General features: G+C 31.0%; 18 protein-coding genes and 5 pseudogenes. 15 read left to right on the top strand and 8 right to left on the bottom strand.

Translation table 11 applies throughout. The annotated features are described in order from the left end of the window. Positions 1-173 precede the first annotated feature (173 nt). Positions 174-1482: pseudogene (gene tyrS / locus JJC05_RS10310) on the bottom strand (tyrosine--tRNA ligase). Positions 1483-2501: 1019 nt separating this feature from the next. Next, positions 2502-2786 carry a CRISPR-associated endonuclease Cas1 gene (locus tag JJC05_RS10305; RefSeq protein ID WP_258929699.1) on the bottom strand — a complete coding sequence of 95 codons (285 nt, stop codon included), beginning with the start codon at positions 2784-2786 and terminating at the stop codon, positions 2502-2504. A 172-nt stretch (positions 2787-2958) separates the two neighbouring features. Here JJC05_RS10305 and JJC05_RS10300 point away from each other — a divergent pair. After that, a pseudogene (locus tag JJC05_RS10300) lies at positions 2959-3935 on the top strand (SDR family oxidoreductase). 30 nt (positions 3936-3965) lie between these two features. Here JJC05_RS10300 and JJC05_RS10295 read toward each other — a convergent pair. The 3 genes and pseudogenes from JJC05_RS10295 to JJC05_RS10285 form a co-directional block, all read right to left on the bottom strand. Continuing rightward, positions 3966-4328, bottom strand: a complete 363-nt coding sequence (locus JJC05_RS10295) for a DUF4296 domain-containing protein (RefSeq protein WP_235877350.1) — start codon at positions 4326-4328, stop codon at positions 3966-3968. Positions 4329-4338: 10 nt separating this feature from the next. Then, positions 4339-5675: pseudogene (locus tag JJC05_RS10290) on the bottom strand (dihydroorotase). A gap of 18 nt (positions 5676-5693) precedes the next feature. Beyond that, positions 5694-6419 carry a polyprenol monophosphomannose synthase gene (locus JJC05_RS10285; protein WP_088393881.1) on the bottom strand — a complete coding sequence of 242 codons (726 nt, stop codon included), beginning with the start codon at positions 6417-6419 and terminating at the stop codon, positions 5694-5696. Positions 6420-6521: 102 nt separating this feature from the next. Here JJC05_RS10285 and JJC05_RS10280 point away from each other — a divergent pair, with 102 nt between their 5' ends. From JJC05_RS10280 to JJC05_RS10270, 3 genes are all read left to right on the top strand, one after another. Next, positions 6522-7187: a DUF4271 domain-containing protein gene (locus tag JJC05_RS10280; protein ID WP_235877349.1), complete on the top strand. Its 666-nt coding sequence runs from the start codon at positions 6522-6524 to the stop codon at positions 7185-7187. Positions 7188-7219: 32 nt separating this feature from the next. Continuing rightward, positions 7220-7969 carry a uroporphyrinogen-III synthase gene (locus JJC05_RS10275; RefSeq protein ID WP_105195347.1) on the top strand — a complete coding sequence of 250 codons (750 nt, stop codon included), beginning with the start codon at positions 7220-7222 and terminating at the stop codon, positions 7967-7969. Positions 7970-8055: 86 nt separating this feature from the next. Next, positions 8056-8808, top strand: coding sequence for an enoyl-CoA hydratase/isomerase family protein (locus JJC05_RS10270; protein WP_235877348.1), 753 nt, complete (start codon positions 8056-8058; stop codon positions 8806-8808). A 313-nt stretch (positions 8809-9121) separates the two neighbouring features. Here JJC05_RS10270 and glmS read toward each other — a convergent pair. From glmS to JJC05_RS10255, 3 genes and pseudogenes are all read right to left on the bottom strand, one after another. Continuing rightward, positions 9122-10968, bottom strand: a pseudogene (gene glmS, locus JJC05_RS10265) (glutamine--fructose-6-phosphate transaminase (isomerizing)). A gap of 1 nt (position 10969) precedes the next feature. Then, positions 10970-12607, bottom strand: coding sequence for a BamH family beta-barrel-assembly machinery protein (bamH, locus tag JJC05_RS10260; RefSeq protein WP_235877347.1), 1638 nt, complete (start codon positions 12605-12607; stop codon positions 10970-10972). 4 nt (positions 12608-12611) lie between these two features. Next, positions 12612-13421, bottom strand: coding sequence for a glycogen/starch synthase (locus tag JJC05_RS10255; protein WP_088390763.1), 810 nt, complete (start codon positions 13419-13421; stop codon positions 12612-12614). A gap of 107 nt (positions 13422-13528) precedes the next feature. Between JJC05_RS10255 and panC the strand changes: the two are divergent. From panC to JJC05_RS18300, 11 genes and pseudogenes are all read left to right on the top strand, one after another. After that, positions 13529-14378: pseudogene (gene panC / locus JJC05_RS10250) on the top strand (pantoate--beta-alanine ligase). Between the two features lie 14 nt (positions 14379-14392). Beyond that, complete coding sequence (gene panD, locus JJC05_RS10245) at positions 14393-14743, top strand: aspartate 1-decarboxylase (RefSeq protein WP_088390767.1); 351 nt, start codon at positions 14393-14395, stop codon at positions 14741-14743. A 1-nt stretch (position 14744) separates the two neighbouring features. Further along, a complete protein-coding gene (locus JJC05_RS10240; RefSeq protein ID WP_088390769.1) occupies positions 14745-15707 on the top strand; it encodes a lysylphosphatidylglycerol synthase transmembrane domain-containing protein in 963 nt (320 codons plus the stop codon). Between the two features lie 122 nt (positions 15708-15829). Then, positions 15830-16231, top strand: coding sequence for an alpha/beta hydrolase-fold protein (locus JJC05_RS17285; RefSeq protein ID WP_258928575.1), 402 nt, complete (start codon positions 15830-15832; stop codon positions 16229-16231). 23 nt (positions 16232-16254) lie between these two features. Next, the gene (locus JJC05_RS10235) at positions 16255-17094 is read left to right on the top strand and encodes an alpha/beta hydrolase (RefSeq protein WP_258928573.1); all 840 of its coding nucleotides are present in this window, start codon (positions 16255-16257) and stop codon (positions 17092-17094) included. Between the two features lie 6 nt (positions 17095-17100). After that, positions 17101-18465 (top strand): DNA repair protein RadA, encoded by a 1365-nt coding sequence (gene radA, locus JJC05_RS10230; protein WP_105195677.1) that lies wholly within the window; start codon positions 17101-17103, stop codon positions 18463-18465. A 12-nt stretch (positions 18466-18477) separates the two neighbouring features. Then, positions 18478-18993, top strand: coding sequence for a hypothetical protein (locus JJC05_RS10225; protein WP_235877346.1), 516 nt, complete (start codon positions 18478-18480; stop codon positions 18991-18993). Positions 18994-19001: 8 nt separating this feature from the next. Continuing rightward, positions 19002-20963, top strand: coding sequence for a transglycosylase domain-containing protein (locus JJC05_RS10220; RefSeq protein WP_235877345.1), 1962 nt, complete (start codon positions 19002-19004; stop codon positions 20961-20963). Between the two features lie 47 nt (positions 20964-21010). Then, positions 21011-21640, top strand: coding sequence for a DUF4140 domain-containing protein (locus tag JJC05_RS18310; protein WP_309597475.1), 630 nt, complete (start codon positions 21011-21013; stop codon positions 21638-21640). Beyond that, complete coding sequence (locus JJC05_RS18305) at positions 21618-21968, top strand: DUF4139 domain-containing protein (protein WP_309597309.1); 351 nt, start codon at positions 21618-21620, stop codon at positions 21966-21968. Before JJC05_RS18310 ends, JJC05_RS18305 begins: the two co-directional genes overlap by 23 nt. Before the next feature lie 5 nt (positions 21969-21973). After that, the gene (locus JJC05_RS18300; protein ID WP_309597308.1) at positions 21974-22648 is read left to right on the top strand and encodes a DUF4139 domain-containing protein; all 675 of its coding nucleotides are present in this window, start codon (positions 21974-21976) and stop codon (positions 22646-22648) included. Positions 22649-22672 lie beyond the last annotated feature (24 nt).

The following is a 22672-nucleotide window of genomic DNA, read 5'->3' as shown; positions in this document are numbered from 1 at the left end:
GAATATATTTATATTATTTTAATAAAATGGAATAAATTATAACAAAATACACTAAAAAAAACAGATTAAAATAAATGAACTATAATTTATCTTTTAAATACTTATTAATACTACTTTTATTAAATAAAAAAAGCCGCTTAAATAAGCGGCTTTTTTTTATTACAAAATAGTATTTAACTAATTCTTACGATAAAATAGTTTTTTTTACCTCTTTGAAGCAAAACAAATTCATTATTAATAAGATCCTTTTTTGTAGTATAAATTCTTCGGTTACTTTTTCTCTGTTCACAGAAATTGAATTTTCAGTCAACGCTCTACGCGCTTCACCGTTTGATTTCAAAAAACCTGTTTTAGCATTAAGCACATCTACAATAAGAATACCTTCCTCTATCGCTTCTCTTGAAATGGTTGCTTGAGGCACTCCTTCAAATGCTTCTAAAAAAGTTTCTGAATCTAATTTTTTTAAATCCTCAGAAGTAGAATTTCCAAATAATATATTAGAAGCAGCAATCGCTTTATCTAAAGCTTCTTTATCATGTACGAAAAGGGTTATTTCCTCAGCTAATTTGCGTTGTAAAACTCTTAAATGCGGAGCTTGACGATGCTCTTCAATTAAAGCTTCAATTGTTTCTTTATCTAAGAAAGTAAATATTTTAATGTACTTTTCTGCATCTGCATCTGTTGTATTAAGCCAAAATTGATAAAATTTGTAAACAGTGGTTTTGTCTGCTGTTAACCATATATTTCCGCCTTCTGTTTTTCCAAATTTTGATCCGTCTGCCTTCGTTATTAAAGGACAAGTTAAGGCATAAGCCTTTGCTCCTTCTTCTTCTGTATCTACATTCATTCTACGGATTAACTCAGTACCTGTGGTAATATTACCCCATTGATCACTCCCTCCCATTTGCAACTTACATCCGTATGTTTTGTGCAAATGATAAAAATCATATCCTTGAATTAATTGATATGTAAATTCTGTAAAGGACATACCGTCCCCCGTTTCTCCTGAAAGACGTTTTTTCACAGAATCTTTAGCCATCATATAGTTAACCGTAATTCGTTTTCCTACATTTCGAGCAAAATCTATGAAAGAAAAGGTTTTCATCCAATCATAATTATTTACTAATACAGGCGCGTTGTCATCGGTAGCATTAAAGTCAAGAAATTTAGATAAAACCCCCTTAATGCCCTCTACATTTTTAGAAAGACTTTCCTCATCTAATAAATTGCGTTCGTTGCTTTTTCCAGAAGGATCGCCAATCATTCCCGTAGCTCCTCCTACTAATGCAAATGGTTTATGACCAAAATTGCGAAGGTGAACTAATAAAATGATCGGAACTAAACTTCCTATGTGCAGAGAATCTGATGTTGGATCAAATCCTATATATGTTGCCGTGCTTTCCTTTAACAATTGTTCTTCTGTTCCTGCATCATATCGTGTACCAGTCCACGCCATTGTAATTCAGCAATTATGTTTTTCATTATTTAAAAAATTTTTGCAAAGATAAGTTTTTAGTTTTTAGATTGTAAATCTCCTATATCAGATTTTAACCCAGATTACGCATTAGAAATCTATTCCACTTTATTTTTCTTCAAATTCAAGCACGTACTCAAATTTTAATCATCAAAATAGTTCACTATTTCTTCTTCTAAAATTTTCCGTGAGCACTTGAATTTATTGAAAAATTTTGTTTCACAACGAAGTCTAATGCGGAATCTGGGTTTAATAAGTTCAACAAACTTTAAAAAATAATTCTATCAAAGTAGATTAAAGAATTTGTAGTTCGTATAAATAGTAAATTCCACGGAGTAAGCGGGATTTTAGACTTTCGTCTACGGCATATAGTCTTATTGTGATAAGATTAAAGATTAGAATAATTTTATCTGTTGCTGAGATAAAAAAAATGTAAAATATTTTTATTTTTTTAAGCAAATGTATTTTTTATAAGTTTAGGTGTAAGCTAAACAACATAAAAACTATTATGACAAAAATTTTAGGTGTCGACTTAGGGCCCAACTCCATTGGTTGGCAATTAGAGAAGATGAAAACGAAGGAATAAACACAAGACTATCGTGTGACACAAGGAGGGATCACATAACGTTTGAAACAATATACTGGAATTAGATTATGCAACTCCTCCTTCCCAGAGTGACAAACAAAACGGTGATTTATTTATTATAAAAATGATTCGTAATCTTATCATTTATAAAATAGAAGCGAAATCACATACGTTAGATAATGTAATTTCTCCCTTGAGCTCAAGTGACAAACTACAACTGGATTACGGCTTTTGCTCCCTACCTACAAGATTTTTTTGTTCCTTTTTATCTTTTCATCTCGCGTATGAAGTCTAATACCAAATTCTAGTTAAAAAACGTTTCAAAATTTTCATATAAAAAGTGTGTAAAAAAAATGTTTCAATTATTTTCACACAAGGAAAGAGTGAAGAGGAAAGAGTAATTTCAAATCTTAAACAATTCAAACCCTACTCCTTAACCTCCTAACCTTCTAAAATCAAAAAAATTAATAATAAACTCAGATGCCGCAGTTGAATGTGACAGCTCTCTAAGTTTAAAAACATTCCGTTGGGAAGATGATTTTTATGGCAAATAATTACCACTGAATTATGTTGTATTAACAAATTTATAGCAGGAATACTTATGTATATTTCAGGATTATCAAGAATAATAAAACCTATATCTTCTATAGGTAAAGCGTTTTCTCTTTCTTCTGACTTAATATGTAGCTGATTGTTTTTTGTAACAATAAAACATTTGTTTTCTATAAGTACGGTTTTTTTAGCATAGTTAATGTTTGCTATTTATAACAATTTACTAACTAAAAAAATAAAAAGGATGAAATCGTTTAACGACTCTTATTAAACGATAATATGTATAAAAGCGTTTTAAAGTAATGAAAATGGAAGATATAATTTTAATCTTTTTTATATTTGAACCATGATTTTAGTTACAGGCGCAACAGGGTTAGTAGGTTCACACTTGATTTTGAGTTTAATCAATTCAGGGGAAAAGGTAAAAGCTTTATTTCGTACAGAAAAAAACAAAGAACGGGTAAAAAGGTATTGGCTCATTATCAAAAAAAAGAGGCGTTTGATAAAATAAATTGGGTAGTAGGCGACATACTAGACATTCCTTCTTTAGAATTAGCATTTCAAGATGTTACGCAAGTTTATCATTGTGCAGCCTTGGTGTCCTTTGATCCAAAGGAGGAAGATAATTTAAGAAAGGTGAATATTCAAGGAACCGCCAATGTAGTCAATTTGTGTATTGATTTTGGTGTTCAAAAATTATGTTATGTAAGTTCTATTGCTGCTTTAGGAGATCTAAAAGAACATGAAAAAAAAATAACGGAAGCAACAGAGTGGAATCCTGAGTTGTCACATAGTGATTATGCTATTTCTAAATATGGCGCGGAAATGGAAGTATGGCGCGGCTATCAGGAAGGATTGCCTATTGTAATTGTTAATCCAGGGGTTATTTTAGGTCCACTATTTTGGAGAGAAGGAAGTGGTACTATTTATAATAAGGTAGCTTCTGAAATACCTTTTTATACAAAAGGAAGTACTGGTTTTGTATCAGTAGATGATGTCGTTTGTATCATGAAAAAACTAATGGAAAGTACTATTGTAGGCCAGCGTTTTATTGTCGTATCGGAAACGAAATCATACCAGGAAATAACAAATCTTATAGCAGCGAAATTAAATGTCAAAAAACCAACCATTTTAATACAATCCTACGCACTAAAATTGGCCTATAGCTTTGATTGGTTTTTAGGATTATTCGGTAAAACCAACGTTTTATCTAAGGATATGATTCGTACTTTACAAACGATGAACGATTATGATCATTCTAAAATACTAAAAACTTTTCATTTTGAGTTTACAAGCATAGAAGATTACCTAAAATCAAATTAAAGAACTACTGTTGATTGGCTTTTGGTTTTTTTAATTTTTCTTTTTTAATTCCGCTTGTCGTAATTTTTCTATCTGAATTCTTTCTTTTTTTATTTTTTCTATAGCATGGTCGTATATTTTTTTGTAGTTAACGATGTCTACAGAATAATATTTGTTACTATTTACTAATTGTAAGCTGTCTATATGATACTTTTTGTAAACGTATTTTTTAGGATCAATCTGATTTGTCGGGAGTAATTTGGCATCATATCCTTTAATAGCCTGAATTAATGCCAAATCATATAATATTTTCTCCATAGTTGCTTCATCTATAAGGTTTTCAGGCTTTTTGATAGCTGAATCCCGGCAAGAAATAAAAAAGATAATTAAAAAAAAGCAAACTATTTTGTTCATATAAAAGGGTTTATCGGTTAAACTCTAATCGCATTCCTTGTTGAATATCTTGGACTTGATTATTTTCATATACTAAATTACCGTTTACAAAAGTATGGGTAATTTTTGATTTAAATGTATAATTTTCAAAAGGTGACCAACCACATTGGTATAAAATATTATCCTTAGAAACAGTCCAAGAAGAATGAGGATCTACAATAACTAAGTCTGCATAATATCCTTTTCTTATAAAACCACGACGATCTATCTGAAATAATTTAGCTGGGTTATGGGCCATTTTTTGAACAATTCGTTCTATTGAAATTTTGCCCTGATGAAAGGCTTCAAATAACGCAACAACAGCGTGCTGAACAAGAGGCCCACCCGAAGGAGCATTTGTATAAGGGTTTTGTTTTTCTTCTATAGTGTGAGGTGCGTGGTCTGTAGCAATAACATCAATACGATCGTCTAATAAAGCTTCCCATAAAGCATTTTTATCTGTTTCTGTTTTTACAGCAGGATTCCACTTGATCAGTGTTCCTTTATCAGCATAATCTTTATTGGTAAACCATAAGTGGTGCACGCATACTTCGGCTGTTATTTTTTTATCTTCTAACGGAATCGAATTATCAAATAAGTCCATTTCTTTAGCTGTAGAGAGATGAAAAATATGCAAGCGAGCTCCCGTTTTTTTTGCTAATTCTATAGCCTTAGAGGAGGAAATATAACAAGCTTCTTCACTTCTTATTAAATGATGGCAATCCACAGGAATATTGTCACCATATTTTTCTTTATAAATCGCTAAATTATTTTGAATAGTTGTTTCATCTTCACAATGTACACAAATAATCATATTCGTATTGCTAAATATTTTTTCTAGTACCTCTTCTCGATCTACTAGCATATTACCAGTAGAAGACCCTAAGAAAATTTTTATAGCAGCTACATTGCGCGGATTGGTTTTTAACACTTCTTCTAAATTATCATTAGTAGCTCCCATCATAAAGGAGTAATTAGCATAAGAAGTTTTAGAGGCTATTTCATATTTTTGTTCTAATAACTCTTGCGTTACCGCATTAGGTACGGTATTAGGCTGTTCCATAAAAGTCGTAATACCGCCCGCTACAGCCGCTTTAGATTCAGAAGCTATAGAACCTTTGTGGGTTAGACTCGGTTCACGGAAATGAACTTGATCATCTATAGCACCGGAATTAAATAATTATTTTGGGCATCAATAACCTGAAAGTGTTCGAGAGGAACTATGTTTTCCGAAATATCTATTATAAACTGATTTTCAATTAAAACATCCCCTTTAAAAATTTGGCCTTCATTGACTATCTGAGCATTTTTAATTAAAATAGTTTTCATGATGTGTTGTGTTTTTTTTTATAATAGATTAAACATTTTACGTAGTCGTAACATGATAACGCCAAAAATAGCTTCACGTATAATAGCACCACTCATTTTAGACTCCCCTTTAGTACGATCAGTAAAAATAATAGGAACTTCTATGATTTTAAAATGATTTGCAAAAGTTCTGTATTTCATTTCTATTTGAAATGCGTAACCTGTAAACTTTAATTGGTTTAGATTTATTTTTTCTAACACTTGTCGCTGATAGCAAATAAAACCAGCGGTAGCATCCTGAATTTGCATACCTGTAATCATTCGAACATAAACAGAAGCAAAGTAAGATAACAAAACCCGATTTAAAGGCCAGTTTACAACATTTACCCCTGTAATGTAACGAGAGCCTATAGACATACTGGCATTATTTGTTTTGCAAGCTTCATAAAGTTTTATAAGATCATTAGGATTGTGCGAAAAATCAGCATCCATTTCAAAAATATAATCATAATGATGTTGTATAGCCCATTTAAAACCATGTACATAGGCCGTTCCTAATCCCGCTTTTCCTTGTCTCTTTTCAAGAAATAATGACTCAGGATATTCTTTTTGCAACGCAATTACATGGTCGGCGGTACCATCAGGAGAGTTATCATCTACAATTAGCACATCAAATTTTTTGGGCAAAGTAAAAACAGCTCTTATAATAGCATCAATATTTTCTATTTCGTTGTAAGTAGGGATGATAACAATGGAGTCCTGCATAAATTTGTTGAATTGTGTTGCAAAAATAATCTTTTTAAATTATGTGTGTTCTAAATTATTTATAATTCGATAAAGGGAATGAATATTTTGTAATTTTGTCCTATGAATCACTATGAGTTAATTCCTCGAATTGTAGAGAATAAAAATTGGATTACTATAGTTTTTATTGTAGCTATAGGAGTGGTAACGGTTACTAAAGCAGTTTTTGAAAAACGCTTTATTGATTTTGTTCGATTATTATTTGATAATAAATATATAAAAATTTACAAGGATCCGAGTAACCTAATGACTTGGTTTACGATTTTGTTATTTTTTGTACAATTAATTTCGTTTTCCTTTTTTATACAATTAGTTTTATCCTATTATGGATATACGACGAAGACTAATTGGATCAGTTTCATTCAAATTATTACTTTCTTAACCTTTTTTGTTTTATCAAAATATTTGATAGAAAAAATTATAGCTACCTCATTTGACACAGAGTTGTTTATTGAACAATTTAATCTTTTTAAAGTTAGTTATAGAACCTATTTAGGAATATTATTATTACCTGTTGATATGGTGTTATATTATACCAATTTGACAAATCAATATGTTATTCTTGGAATTTTGGTTATAATTTTAATAATAAACACCATAACTTATCTTAGGTCATTGCGAAATTATCAAAACTTACTTTTAAGGAAGTTGTTTTATTTTATTTTGTATATTTGCGCCCCGGAAATTGCACCTTATTTTTTCGTGTATTATTACATCACAAATAGGTAAAGCATAATTGTACAAAACAACATTTTTTGACTATGAAAGTGAAAACGATTTTAGTATCGCAACCTGAGCCAAAAGTTGAGAACTCGCCTTATTTTGATTTACAAAATAAGCATAAAATAAAAGTTGATTTTAGACCCTTTATTCATGTCGAAGGAGTGCCTGCTAAAGATGTTCGCGCTCAAAAAATTGATTTGAATAATTATACAGCGATTATTTTAACCAGCAAGAATTCTGTTGATCATTTTTTTAGAGTAGCAGAGGAAATGCGTTATAAAGTTCCAGAAGATTTGCGCTATTTTTGCCAATCAGAAGCAGTAGCTTATTATCTACAAAAGTATGTAGTTTACAGAAAGCGAAAAATTTACGTTGGACAAAAGGATTTTGCGGATATGTCTTCTTTCTTTAAAAAGTATAAGGATGAAAAATTTTTATTACCTGCGTCTGACAAATTAAATGCAGATGTCCCACAAACTCTAAATAATTTAAAATTAGATTGGACTCCGGGTACTTTTTACAAAACAGTAATGAGTGATTTATCAGATCTAAAAGATGTATATTATGATGTATTAGCATTTTTTAGCCCAACAGGAATACAATCTTTATTTAAGAATTTTCCTGATTTCAAACAAAACGATACCCGTATAGCGGTATTTGGAAGTACAACTCAAAAAGAGGCTGTTGATCATGGTTTGCGTATAGATATTATGGCACCTGCTCCAGGCGTACCTTCCATGACTATGGCACTTGAAAAATATGTAGCAGAAGTAAACAAAGGAAAATAATTTTTATTTATATATTCCCAAATCCCGATTTTGTCGGGATTTTTTTTTAAAGCGTGGTAAAATTCTATTAAACAAAATTCAAAAAGATGAAAGGAACCATCCATACAACCATAGAGAACAAAATAGCAACCATTACTTTTTCACATCCCGCCAGCAATTCATTTTCTAGTGAACAATTAAAATTATTAACAGAAGAAATAAATACAATCAGTGAAAATGAAGAAGTTGTATTAGTTGTTTTACAAAGTGAAGGAAAAGGCGCTTTTTGTGCAGGAGCCTCTTTTGATGAGCTACTAGAAGTAAATGATTTGGAAACAGGAAGTGTTTTTTTTAGTGGTTTTGCTAATGTGATTAATGCTATGAGAAAATGCAAAAAAATAATCATAGGAAGGGTACAAGGAAAAGCAGTGGGAGGAGGAGTAGGTCTTGTATCTGCATGTGATTATACTTTTGCAACTCATAATGCTGCTATAAAATTATCTGAAATAGCCATAGGAATAGGTCCTTTTGTAATAGAACCAGCTGTTTCAAGAAAAATAGGCAAATCGGCTATGGCAGAAATGACGCTTTCACCTACAGAGTGGAAAAGCGCAGAGTGGGCATTTCAGCATACATTATATTCTAAATTATTTGATGATTTAGAAGGTATGGATCAAGCCTTAAATAAATTAGCAAAAGAACTAGCCAGTTATAACCCCGAGGCATTATTAGAATTTAAAAGGGTTTTATGGGAAGGTACTAGCCATTGGGATGAGTTATTGTATGATCGTGCTGCTATTTCAGGTAAATTAGTTTTATCTGACTTTACAAAAAAGGCTTTGAATTCTTTTAAAAAATAAATAACATAAAATAAAGGGCGCTTTAACCCAGATTACGCATTAGACCCGAGCGTAGCGAATAGACGAAGTAAATCTATTCGACTTTATTTTTCTTCAAATTCAAGCACGTACTCAAATTTTAATCATCAAAATAGTTCACTATTTCTTCTTCTAAAATTTTCCGTGAGCACTTCAATTTATTGAAAAATTTTGTTTCACAACGAAGTCTAATGCGTAATCTGGGTTTAAAAATTTGTCTTTATAAGAGCAAAATAAAAGCGGTAGTTTTTAGGACTACCGCTTTTTTAACCTTATAATATATATAGCAAAACGATTATTCTACTGTAACTGATTTAGCTAAGTTTCTTGGTTGATCTACATTACAATCTCTAAGCACCGCTATATGGTAGGATAACAATTGCAATGGAATAGTTGTTAATAATGGCGATAAAGCGTCTGAACATTCTGGAATTTCAATTACATGATCAGCCAAAGAACGTACTTGTTCGTCTCCTTTAGTTACTATTGCTATAATTTTTCCACTACGTGATTTTATCTCTTGAATATTACTTACTACTTTATCATAGTGTCCTTGCTTAGGTGCAATAACAATAACAGGCATGTGTTCATCTATTAAAGCTATAGGCCCGTGTTTCATTTCTGCCGCTGGATATCCTTCAGCATGTATATAAGAAATCTCTTTTAATTTTAAAGCTCCTTCTAAAGCTACTGGGAAGTTATACCCTCTACCTAAATACAAACAGTTTGTAGCTTCTTTATAAACTTCTGCTATTTCTCTTGAAACTTCATTTGTTAATAATGTTTCTTCTACTTTTTCTGGCATTGCCTCTAGCTCCGATAAGTAGCGATGATAATCCGATTTTGACAAACTACCTTTTGCTTTAGCTAAACGTAAGGCAATCATAGTTAAAACTGTAATTTGTGTAGTGAATGCTTTTGTTGAGGCAACTCCAATTTCGGGACCCGCATGTGTATAAGCTCCTGCATGGGACTCTCTAGAAATAGAAGAACCAACAACGTTACAAACACCAAATACAAAGGCTCCTTTTTCTTTTGCTAACTTAATAGCTGCTAAGGTATCTGCTGTTTCTCCTGATTGTGATATAGCAATTACGACATCTTTATCGCTAATAATTGGATTTCTATAACGGAACTCTGAAGCATACTCTACTTCTACAGGAATACGAGCAAATTCTTCAAAAATATATTCTGCCACTAATCCTGCATGCCATGAGGTACCACAAGCAACGATTAAGATTCTATTAGCATTGATGAATTTTTCTAGATTATCTTCAACTCCAGCCATTTTAATTACGCCTTCATTAGAGTACAAACGTCCTCTATAAGTATCTTTAATTACACTAGGTTGCTCATAAATTTCTTTTAGCATAAAATGATCGTATCCTCCTTTTTCGATCTGCTCTAAGTTCATTTTTAATTCTTGAACGTAAGGATGTACTAATGAATCATCTTTTATTTTTCTTACTTTCAATCCTTTTTTCAAACGAATAATTGCCATTTCTTCGTCTTCTAAATAAATAGCATTTGAAGTATATTCGATAAAAGGAGAAGCATCTGAAGCTATGAAAAATTCATTTTCAGCTACGCCAATAGCTAAAGGGCTACCTAATCTAGCTACCACAATTTCATTTGGTTTTTTCTTATCAAAAACACAAATCGCATAAGCTCCTACTACTTGATTTAAGGCAATTTGAACTGCTTTTCCTAATTTTATATTTTCTTGTTTTTGTACTTCTTCTATCAAATTAACTAATACTTCCGTATCTGTATCTGAATGAAATACATAACCTCTTTTTATTAATTCTTTTTTAAGGGTTCATAATTTTCAATAATTCCATTATGAACAATAACTAAATCTCCTGAGTTAGATGTATGAGGATGTGAATTTACATCATTCGGAACACCATGTGTAGCCCAACGTGTATGTCCAATACCTATGGTTCCACTTAATGAAATTTCATTTTTAGACTTTTCTTCTAAATCCGATACTTTTCCTTTTGTTTTAGATAATTTTATCTCTTCTCCGTCATACAATACTAAACCCGCACTGTCATAACCTCTATATTCTAATCTTTTTAATCCTTTTACAACAATAGGATAAGCTTCTCTATATCCTATATAACCTACGATTCCACACATATTAATTTCGTTTAGTATAGCTTATTTTAAATTGAACTTTATTTTCTCCTTGCGTACCTCCTAAAACAACTCCTAAAGGGCTCATCACACTAGCTACAGGAATTCTTTTTAGGGTACCTATGGTATTTTTTAATTCACTTACACCTGATAATCCTAATTCAGGAGCAATATTAATATTTTCGGTAACTGCAAGTCCTAGTTTTACATTTGTATAGTTACCAGTCTTATCGTTTAAGATCTGATTAATGTGATCTGTTAAACGAATGCGATACATATACTTGCCGTTTACTTTTTGTAAGATACCTCCATGAACATATTTATCCTTTTTCGGAAAACCATTTAATTTAGTTATATCATTTGTATAATCTACCAATGATCTTATTTTTTCTGCGTTAAACAAATATAGACGCATTGGATTAAAATAATAAAAGGAGTTATTACTACCACTACTTAATGAACTCACAAAATTAGGATCTACAGTAAAATATAAACTGGCGTCGTTAACTAATGCTCCTTTATTTTTTAGGTCATCAATTAAAGCTTGATCAATTTTAATTTCCGCTACGGATCCTTGTCCTCCTTTTAAAAACAGATTATCTGCTGGTAGATTTGATGACAAAGCACTTGCATAATTAGCTGATTTATTATGTTTTAAAACATTTAGAGAATTACCTGTCATTTTTAGAACTAAGGTTTTTATTTCTTTTCCTGTTTTAATACTCGAATTATCTTGTCTATAATGTATTGTTACATCTCCTTTTTTAAAATCCAACGCCATCATTACGCCTTGATTTCTAGACACTCTAAAGGTTAATCCTCTATAATAATTTACAAAAGCACTATTGTTTATTAAATATCTAGAATCGGCCTTTATAATATTATCTTCAAAATGAGATTTGTCAAGATGTAAGCGTATACGAGGAGAAAGACGTTCTCCTACGTTATTTGGATTATCTTTTATAGGCAACAACTTTTGAGTTTCCTCATCTATTTTTGCTTTTTCAAACTCAGCTTGATTCGGTCTAAAATTAATATTTTCACTTTCTTTAGCAGCATTATTTAACTTTTCACCTACTACCACATCCAGTATACTCTCTTGATCAGAATAATATTTTGCGTTTTTAGTAATATCATTTACATCATAATCATTCAAAGCATAATTATTTCTAAATACTTCTAGATTAAAAGTCGGTAATTTATCCGCTTTAAAATCTGTATAATAATCTCTTGTATTAGTATAAATAGAATCCAGTCTATAGGTTCCTTTTCCATTAGCATCAGTACTTAATTTAGTACTAAAATAAGGTACCGAAAGCACTACACTGTCTACTACAACACCTGTTTTAAATACAGGTGCCACTTCTTCTAATTGCAATTGCGTGACAAAAGAAGCAGTCGTCTCTCCAAAATAATCACTTTTTAACAATCCTAAATGATTTATAGAAAGATTATTAGATTGAACCGCCCCTAAATCTAGGTCATTAATCGTTATACTACTCGATTTATCCTCACCTCCTAAAAAAGAAAAGGTTTGGTCTCCTACTAAATCAGCCCCTATTGTATTATAATCTTGATCACATGACAAGAAAAAAACCGATAACAAAACAACTGCTTTTTTTACAAAAGTATTGAAATTCATTTTATTAACCTAATATTTGAGTTTTATAAAATTCTGTATAAGCTTCTGCAAATACATCTTTGGAGGCGAAAGGTAAAAAAGGTTTTTTAGAAGCTTCTATAAATTTTGTTAAATTTGGTGATATTTCTTCTGATCCCATCACTACTCCATCCGAATGATTAATAGCTGTCATCATTAAACTTTCGTAAGTAGGGTTATCTAACTCTTGAATAGCTTTTTGTGGCACACCATCAAATTGAACTTTTTTCGAAATTTGAGCATCTAATATTCCTTCGTAACCTTCTTTAAAAACAGATGTAACTATCTTTGTTTCTGAAAATAACGCATCGTCTTTATAGTAATGTTTCATATAAACAGGCAATAAAGAGGCCATCCACCCTTGAACATGGATAATATCAGGAACCCAGTTTAATTTTTTTACTGTTTCAACTACTCCTTTTGCAAAGAAAATAGCACGCTCATCATTATCTTCAAACAAAACGCCTTCTTCATCAGTAAAAGTAGACTTGCGTTTAAAGTACTCATCGTTATCTATAAAATATACTTGTATACGCTCTTTAGGTATGGAAGCAACTTTAATAATTAGAGGCATATCAACATCATTTACCACTAAATTCATTCCTGAAAGTCTAATTACTTCATGTAATTGATGCCTTCTTTCATTTACATTTCCATAACGTGGCATAAAAATTCTAATCTGCCCTCCTTGATCGTTAATCATTTTTGGCAAATCAAACGACATCAAAGATACCTCATTTTCAGGCAAATAGGGCACTAATTCGGATGATACATATAATATCCTTTTATCCTCCATCTTTACTTTACTGTTTTGTTTATTGGACACAAATCCACGCAAAATTACAAATTTTTACGGAGATAACGACTAAAATAGTAATTTTGCACTTATTTTAAGAATTTTATATGCCTTTATTTACTCAAAAAAGCGAATTAAAAAGACATTTAGATACTTTTTTAGCCCCGAAAAAAACCATTGGATTTGTTCCTACTATGGGAGCATTGCACAAAGGTCACTTGTCATTAATGCAAGAAGCTTTAACACACAACGATCTTACCATTGTAAGTATTTTCGTAAATCCAACACAATTTAACAATCAAGAAGATCTAGAAAAATACCCCCGAACTCTTGAAGAAGATTTAAATCAAATTCATTCTCTTAATAAAAACATTATAGTTTACGCTCCTACTATTGATGATATATACGAAGGCAACACTGTCTCTACTCATTTCGAGTATGATGGTTTAGAGTTTGAAATGGAAGGCAAACACAGACCCGGGGCATTTTGATGGTGTAGGAACTATTGTTAAAAAATTATTTGAAATCATAAATCCTACAAGTGCTTACTTTGGTGAAAAAGATTTTCAACAATTACAAATTGTAAAAAAACTCGTTAAAAACTACAACATACCAGTAAACATAGTAGGTTGCGCTATTTATCGAGAGGCCAATGGTTTAGCAATGAGTTCAAGAAACCAGCGCTTGTCTGCACAAGAAAAAACAGAAGCGTCTTTTATTTTTAAAACACTAACTACTGTAAAAGAAAATTTTCAGACTCAAACACCCGAAAACCTAACCAAATGGGTTGAAAATGAATTTTTAAAACAGTCTTTATTTAAACTAGAGTATTTTGAAATAGCAGAAGAAGACACATTAAAAACCTGTACAGAAAAATCACCCAACAAAATATACCGTGCTTTTATAGCCGTTTTTGTAAACAATATACGTTTAATTGATAACATTTCATTAAAATAATATAACTTTGTACCATGCGAATTGAAGTTGTAAAATCAAAAATCCACCGAGTTAAAGTAACAGGTGCCGATCTAAATTATATCGGAAGTATAACTATTGACGAAGTATTAATGGATGCCGCAAATATTTTTGAAGGCGAAAAAGTATCTATTGTAAATGTAAACAACGGAGAACGTTTAGAAACTTATGCTATTAAAGGACCTAAGAATAGTGGCGAGATTACCTTAAATGGTCCTGCTGCACGTAAAGTGCATCAAGGAGATATTATTATTATTATTTCGTATGGAAGCATTGAAATGAGTGAAGCTAAAAATTTCAAACCTTCTATTGTATTCCCTAACGAAGAAAATAATTCACTCCAATAACGTGAGTAACAAAATACGCTCTTATGCCAGTTTAATCATTCCTTTACTATTAGGTGCTGGACTGACTTATTACACCTATAACTCATTTACAGAAAAACAAATTGCTCAAATGCAATTGTATTTTACCACAGCTAACTATAATTACGTTGCAGTATCTTTGCTTATAGCTATATCAGGGTGTATTTTTAGGGCTTATCGTTGGAAATACGCACTACAAGAAATAGGTGTAAAACCTCATTTTAAGCTTAATTTCTTAGCTGTTTGTATAGGCTATTTTGTAAATTTAACAATTCCTAGATCAGGCGAATTTTCAAGAGCTTTAATCTTAAAGAAATACCAAGATGTTCCTTTTGATAAGGCTTTTGGAACCATTATAGCAGAGCGAATTGTGGATTTAATTTTTCTTTTATTATTTGTTTTTAGTGCCTTAATACTAGAAATAGATACGCTAAAGAATTTTTTATTAGCCTATATTCCTATTGAAAAACTAATTATACTTTTAGTAATAGGTTTTATAGCAGGAATAAGTTTTTTACTTTTATACAGTTATTCTAATTGGAAATATATTTTACTTTTCAAATCAAAAATTGCGGGATTAAAAGAAGGAATTTTTAGTTTACTGTATATGCCTAATAAATGGCGTTTTTTATTTTTTACTTTTCTAATTTGGTTTTCGTATGTCTTAATGTTTTATATTACAGTATTTGCATTGGAGGCTACCAGCTCAATTAGTTTCGGAACGATACTCGTTGCTTTTGTAATAGGAGGATTAACCATGTCATTTACAAATGGCGGCTTTGGTTTTTTTCCTGTTTTAATTGCAAAAATTTTAGTTTTATATAAAATCCCTATAGAAGCAGGAAATGCTTTTGGATGGATTGTTTGGACATCGCAACTTTTAATCACAATTCTTTTAGGCATCTTTTCATTTTCTGTTTTACCAATTGTTACTAAAAAAAAATAATTTAGTAACTTGCTTCACCAACTTAACAGGTAATTTTTCTATAAGATTTAGCTCATCATAATGTATTTGCACAATACAAAAGCAATTCTATATAGAAGGCTATCGTAAATAAATTCACATATATGAAAAATTTTATATGGGCATTTGCCTTCTTTTGTTCCTTGACTCTATTTTCTCAGACAACTGTGGATCATTTTTTCTCGACAAAACTTAATGCAAAAAGAGATATTACAGTTAAATTACCTACTTCTTACGGATCTAATCCTGAACGTAGCTATCCTGTCATATTGGTTCTTGATAGTGAGTTTTTATTTCCTTCATTTGAAAGTACTTTACGATATGGAAATTATTGGGACGACCTACCTGAAGTAATTTTAGTTGGCATTAATCAAAACAAGAACAATGAGCGTTATGATGATTCTCAATTTGATCCAGCGGAAGGTTTACCTACTAAAAAAGGAGCTGATTTTTTTGAATTTATTGGCACTGAACTCCTACCCCATTTAGAAAAAAATACCGATTAGCCCCTTTTCGTATAATAGCGGGCATGGATCTAACAGCTGGTTTTTTAAACGCTTTTTTATACAAAGAAAATCCCTTATTTGACGGTTACATTTCTATCAGTCCTGAACTAGCAAATGGAATGGAGGGCATGGTAGCACAAAGACTTTTAGAAACAAAAAAACCTGTTTTTTATTACCAAGCAACTTCTGATGGTGACTTAAAGAAATTCCAAAAAAACATTAAAACATTAGATCAAAATATCAAAACTATTAAAAATGATTTTTTAAACTATAAGTTTGATGATTTTAAAGGAATAGCCCATTATGGAATAGCACCTAATGCTATACCAAGTGCTCTTTATCATTTTTTTGAGATATACCAACCTATTACAGCCATGGAATACCAAGATAAAATCAGTCCTCTAAAAGAAGGTTTTGTAGATTATCTTAACAAAAAATACGATGCAATAGAAAAATCATTGGGACTAAAAACCAACATTCGTTTTAGCGACATGAGGGCTATTGAAACAGCTATTAAAAAAAATGAAGCTTGGTATGAATATGAACTTTTAGCTCAGATTTCAGGTCAACAATACGAAAAAACCATGTTGTATGAATACCACATGGGAATGTATTGGGAAAAACGAGGAGAAATAAAAAGAGCTTTAAAATTTTATCAAGATTCTTTTAATAAAACGGAAATTGGAGACATTACCAGAGATTTTATGATGAATAAAGCGGAAGAACTAAAAGCTAAACTTCCTAAAAAGAATAAAATGAAAGGAGGCAAAGCAAAAGATACAAAAGCGGAAGAAAACATTTTAGAAAACGCTACTGAAACATCTACTGAACCTCTAAAAGAAGAAAATAAAAAAGAGAATTAATATCCAATGGCTAAAATTAAAACCTCTTTTTTTTGTCAAAGTTGTGGAACTCAATTTGCTAAATGGCAAGGCCAGTGCACATCTTGTAAAGAATGGAATACCTTAGTTGAAGAAATTGTTCAAAAAGAAGAAAAAAATAATTGGAAAACCGATTCCTCCTCCTCCCTTAAAAGAGTTTCCAAACCTCTTTTAGTTCATGAAATTGATTCTACAGAAGAAATTAGAATGAATACAACAGATGGAGAATTAAATCGGGTGTTAGGAGGTGGATTAGTTCCTGGTTCACTCACTTTGTTAGGAGGCGAACCAGGAATAGGTAAAAGCACTTTATTACTTCAAATATCACTCAATTTACCTTATAAAACATTATATGTATCGGGAGAAGAAAGCCAAAAGCAAATAAAAATGCGGGCGGAACGAATTACAGCCGAAAACAACAATTGCTATATACTAACAGAAACGAAGACTCAAAATATTTTCAAACAAATTGAAACTATTGAACCGGATGTTGTTATTATTGACTCTATACAAACTTTACAAACAGATTATATAGAATCATCCGCTGGTAGCATTTCTCAAATAAAAGAATGCACTGCAGAGCTCATAAAATTTGCTAAAGAAACCAATACACCTGTCATTTTAATTGGGCATATAACAAAAGACGGTACCATTGCAGGACCAAAAATCCTAGAGCACATGGTCGATACCGTATTACAATTTGAAGGCGATCGAAATCATATTTACCGTATTTTACGATCACTCAAAAATCGTTTTGGTTCTACTTCAGAATTAGGAATTTATGAAATGCTAGGATCAGGGCTTAGAGAGGTTGCTAATCCCTCTGAAATATTAATATCCCACAAGGAAGAAGAATTATCGGGTACTGCCATAGCCACAACCATGGAGGGCATGCGCCCTTTAATGATTGAAATACAGGCACTCGTTTCTACAGCCGTATATGGCACACCTCAAAGAAGCACTACTGGTTATAATGCCAAAAGACTCAATATGATACTAGCTGTTTTAGAAAAAAGAGCAGGATTCCGATTAGGATCTAAAGACGTTTTTTTGAATATAACAGGAGGAATTACAGTCGATGATCCTGCCATTGATCTGGCAGTTGTGGCGGCTATACTTTCTTCTAACGAAGATATTCCAGTAGGAAAAGATATGTGTTTTGCAGGCGAAGTCGGTTTATCAGGTGAAATACGCCCTGTAAATAGAATTGACCAACGAATACAAGAAGCTGAAAAACTGGGTTTTTCAACCATATTTGTTTCTAAATACAGTAAAATATCACTAAAAAACCATCAAATAGCAATTAACCTAGTTGCAAAAATTGAAGACGTAGTAAGCGAATTATTTGGATAAGCAAGAGAACCTATGAAATCATTAAGTCAAATCCTACAAATCGTACAAACTTATCATGAATTAGGCGAAACTATAGCCTGTACTGAATACGTTATTAGTACTTTTGACATTATACATCCTAATTTTGGAGGATTTGAACTCAGAGAAAAGGCAGCACCTAAATTTATATTAATGACCACAGAAGGTGAGTTTGGTAAACCTCAAAAAATACGAATACCTGAAAATACTTTTGAATTTGAATTTAAACTCATGCTTAATCTGATAGCACACGAGATGATACATGTAGGACAAAAAGCACCTAATAACTTAGTTTGGGATAAAAATGAAAGAGAATGGCAAGCCTATTATGAAATGCTTTTTCATAAAACTTATTCCAAAATACCTAATCCAGCTAACAACCAACAACTCTTTTTTGCCAACAAAGCACTAGAATACTATAACCGTATGGAAAAAGAAGGTCTTCTTCAACAAAAATATGCTAAACAAAAAAAAGAAGTAGACAATTTTATAGCTTTATTACCCCAATAACTTGATTTATGAAGACAAAAAAGCAATGGTTCTTTTTATTTATTAAAATATTACCTATTATACTTGTACTATTCTTAAGTGTCATTTACTTTTTTCGTGATTCCTTGTTAGAACAAGCTATTTTAAAAACTCAAAACAAGTTTAAAATAGATTACGAAACGACTTTCCAAATACAAAAAGCCTCATTTACAGGCACCTCTAGTATTACCTTAGAAAATATTCAAATACTTCCCCTAAACAAGGATACATTACTATCTGTCAAAAAAATTGAAACAGAAATTAATCTTTTTAAAATTATTACAGGCGATCTACAACTTCAAAATTTAAAAATTGAAAATGGTTTTATCCAATTAGTAAAAAATGAAAGGGGTACTAATTTTAGTACTTTTCTTAAAAAAGACAAATCGGAGGAAATAACTAATGGAAAACGCAATTATGCTAAACTAGCTAACCGTGTTTTAACCCAACTACTAAACCTCATCCCAACCGAAATGCGCTTGCAAAATTTAACACTTCGAGTACAGGATATGGATAAAAAATTAACTTTTCAAATGCAAAACCTTTCTTTAAAAGATGAAAAGTTAAACACTCAAATACAAATTGCAACGGATCATTTTTATCAAAAATGGAATATACAAGGATACGCCAATGCTCGTAAAAAACAAACTGATTTACTAATACAGTCTGCTGATACTTCGCAAATAACACTTCCTTATTTACAAGAAAAATGGGGGCTTAAAACGGGCTTTGATAAAATTCGTTTAAAAGTGGATCGGATTGATATGAATTTTGGCGAATTAACGATTAATGGATTAGCATCTATAAATAACTTAACGATTAACCATCCTAAAATAGCCCATAAAGATGTCGTTATTAAGGAAGCTGAATTTGACTATCAATTTGTATTAGGTAGTAATTTCATTTCACTTAGCCAAAATTCTTTGGCTAGACTGAACAAAATAAAAGTCAAACCTTATTTAGAGTATAATACAGCCGAAGATACTCTTTATAAACTCAAATTAGATTTAGAAAAAATCAGAGCACAAGACTTTATTACATCACTTCCTACAGGACTTTTTAGCCATTTTGAAGGAATGGAAGCACTGGGTGATTTTGACTATCATTTAAACTTTGAAGTGAATATTAACAAACCACATCAATTAATTTTTGATAGTAAACTAAACAAGAATAATTTATATATTTTAAAATATGGACAAGCTAATTTGGAAAAATTAAATTCTGAATTTGAATACAGAGCTATTGAAAATGGAATCCCTCAACGTCCTATTTGGGTAGGTAATAGTAATACTCATTTTACGCCTTATGATTCTATTCCTGCTTATCTCAAAAATGCTGTCTTAACAAGTGAAGATCCTTCTTTCTTTAGACACCGAGGATTTATTACAGAAGCTTTTAAACAATCTATTATTAAGAATATCCGTACTAAACGTTTTGCCAGAGGGGCCAGTACTATCAGTATGCAATTAGTAAAAAATGTTTTTTTGACACGCGAAAAAACATTATCTAGAAAACTCGAAGAAATACTACTTGTTTATATTTTAGAAAACAATCAAATTGCATCTAAACAAAGAATGCTGGAGGTCTATTTTAATATTATCGAATGGGGACCTAATATCTACGGAATAAGTGAAGCCGCAGCGTTTTATTTTCAAAAAAAACCACAATACCTCAACTTAAACGAATGCTTATTTCTAGCTTCTATAGTTCCTAAACCCAAAAAGTTTATGTACCAATTCAACGAAGAGGGAAAACAAAAATCAGGTGCTGAAAGACATCAAAAATTTATAAAAAATCTAATGTTAAAAAGGGCTTTAATAAGTACTGAAGATACCATTGGACAATCAATACCTATATATATATCGGGAAAAGCAAGGAATTTACTACGTATTAGAATACCAAAAGATACAACCTTTTTAGACAGTGCGATACTTCCTGTAAAAAGATTTTAGATTAATTATTCTTTCATTTCCAACCTTTTGCAGTAAATTGTCTACTTATTAAGATACAAACTACATATTATGCAAAAGATTTTTATAAAATTTATTTTATTGACTTCTTTTTTGCTTGGGCACAAAAACCTATTTTTACTCAAGCAAAAATAAAAGAAGCAACTGTTTATTTCAATTCAGCCGAAATAATTCATCAGACCCATATCCCGTTAACAAACGGTACTCATGAAATAGTCATTAAAAATGTGGCCAATTATTTAAATGAAAATTCTGTTCAAATAAGTGCCCCTTCTCATGTTACTATTTTATCTATACAATTTACTAATGATTATATTTCTGAATACGATACAAATGAAAGTTCTCCTGAAATAAAAAGAGTAAAAGATAGTATTACACTACTTCAAAAGGAAATAAATAAAGTAACGAATATTCGTATTTCTGAACAAAAAACAATTGAACTATTAGATAAAAATCAACAAGTTTACGGTCAAAATTCAGGTTTAAATGTTCTAGAACTATCTAAAATGGTTGAATATTACAAAATAAAACGAACTGAAACGAGTAATAACATTAACGTTCTTGAAGAAAAAGAAAAAAAATTAACAGAACGATTAAAACTGTTAAATACTAAACTTGAGATAGATAATTCAAAAGATGAAAAAAATAGCTACAGGTAAATTAGTTTTGCAACTTATGAATACTTCAGCAGGAAACATACCTTTAGAAATTTCATATATAACGCCCAACGCTAGCTGGATTCCTTTTTATGATCTTCGTACAGAAAGTATAAAAGATTCTATTAATTTAATTTACAAAGCACAAGTTTATCAAACTACTGGAATTGACTGGAAAAAGATTAAACTCACATTGTCTTCTGGAAATCCCAATCAAAACAATCAAGCTCCTATTCTAAACAGCTGGTTTCTTACCTATGGATATTCACAATATCAACAAAAAAAGGAATATCTAATCAATTACAGGGTCGAGCAGCAGATGTACAAATGAGTAAAATGGAAACAGAGGCAGCTGTAGAGGTTCCTTCTTCTATAAGTAGTTATACAGATATTGTAGAGAATCAATTACAAACTTCTTTTGAAATAGATATCCCATACGATATTATATCAAATGGTAAAGCACATAGTGTTTCTCTTAAAGATTTTAAAATTCCTGCTTCATTTAAATACTATACTGCTCCAAAAATAGAAAAAGAAGCTTTTTTAATGGCTGAGATAAAAGATTATACTAAATACAATCTCTTGGCAGGCGAAGCCAATATTGTTTTTGAGGGACTACATGTTGGAAAAACATATATTAATCCGAATCAAACATCAGACACTCTTCATTTAAGTATGGGACGTGACAAAAAAGTATCTATTAAAAGGGAAAAAGTAATCGATAAATCAGGTATTCGTTTCTTATCTTCTAAAAAAGAACAAACATTTACTTATGATATTATCGTTCGAAATAATAAAAAAGAATCGATTAATATTATTTTAAAAGATCAATACCCTCTTTCAACGGACAAAGAAATGGAAATAGAACTTACAGAGAAGGATGGCGCAAAAGTAAATCAAGAAACAGGAATTTTAACTTGGGATCTTCAATTAAAACCAAATGAAACTCAAAAAATACGAATCAGTTATACTGTTAAATATCCTAAAGATAAAATAATTAATAGTCTATAATTTATTAAAAGACTGTTCAAGAAT

The organism is Flavobacterium davisii (genome assembly GCF_019565505.1).
GTDB lineage: Bacteria > Bacteroidota > Bacteroidia > Flavobacteriales > Flavobacteriaceae > Flavobacterium > Flavobacterium davisii.
The sequence above is the reverse complement of the archived record's forward strand: the minus strand, read 5'-3'. Positions and strand labels throughout refer to the sequence as shown.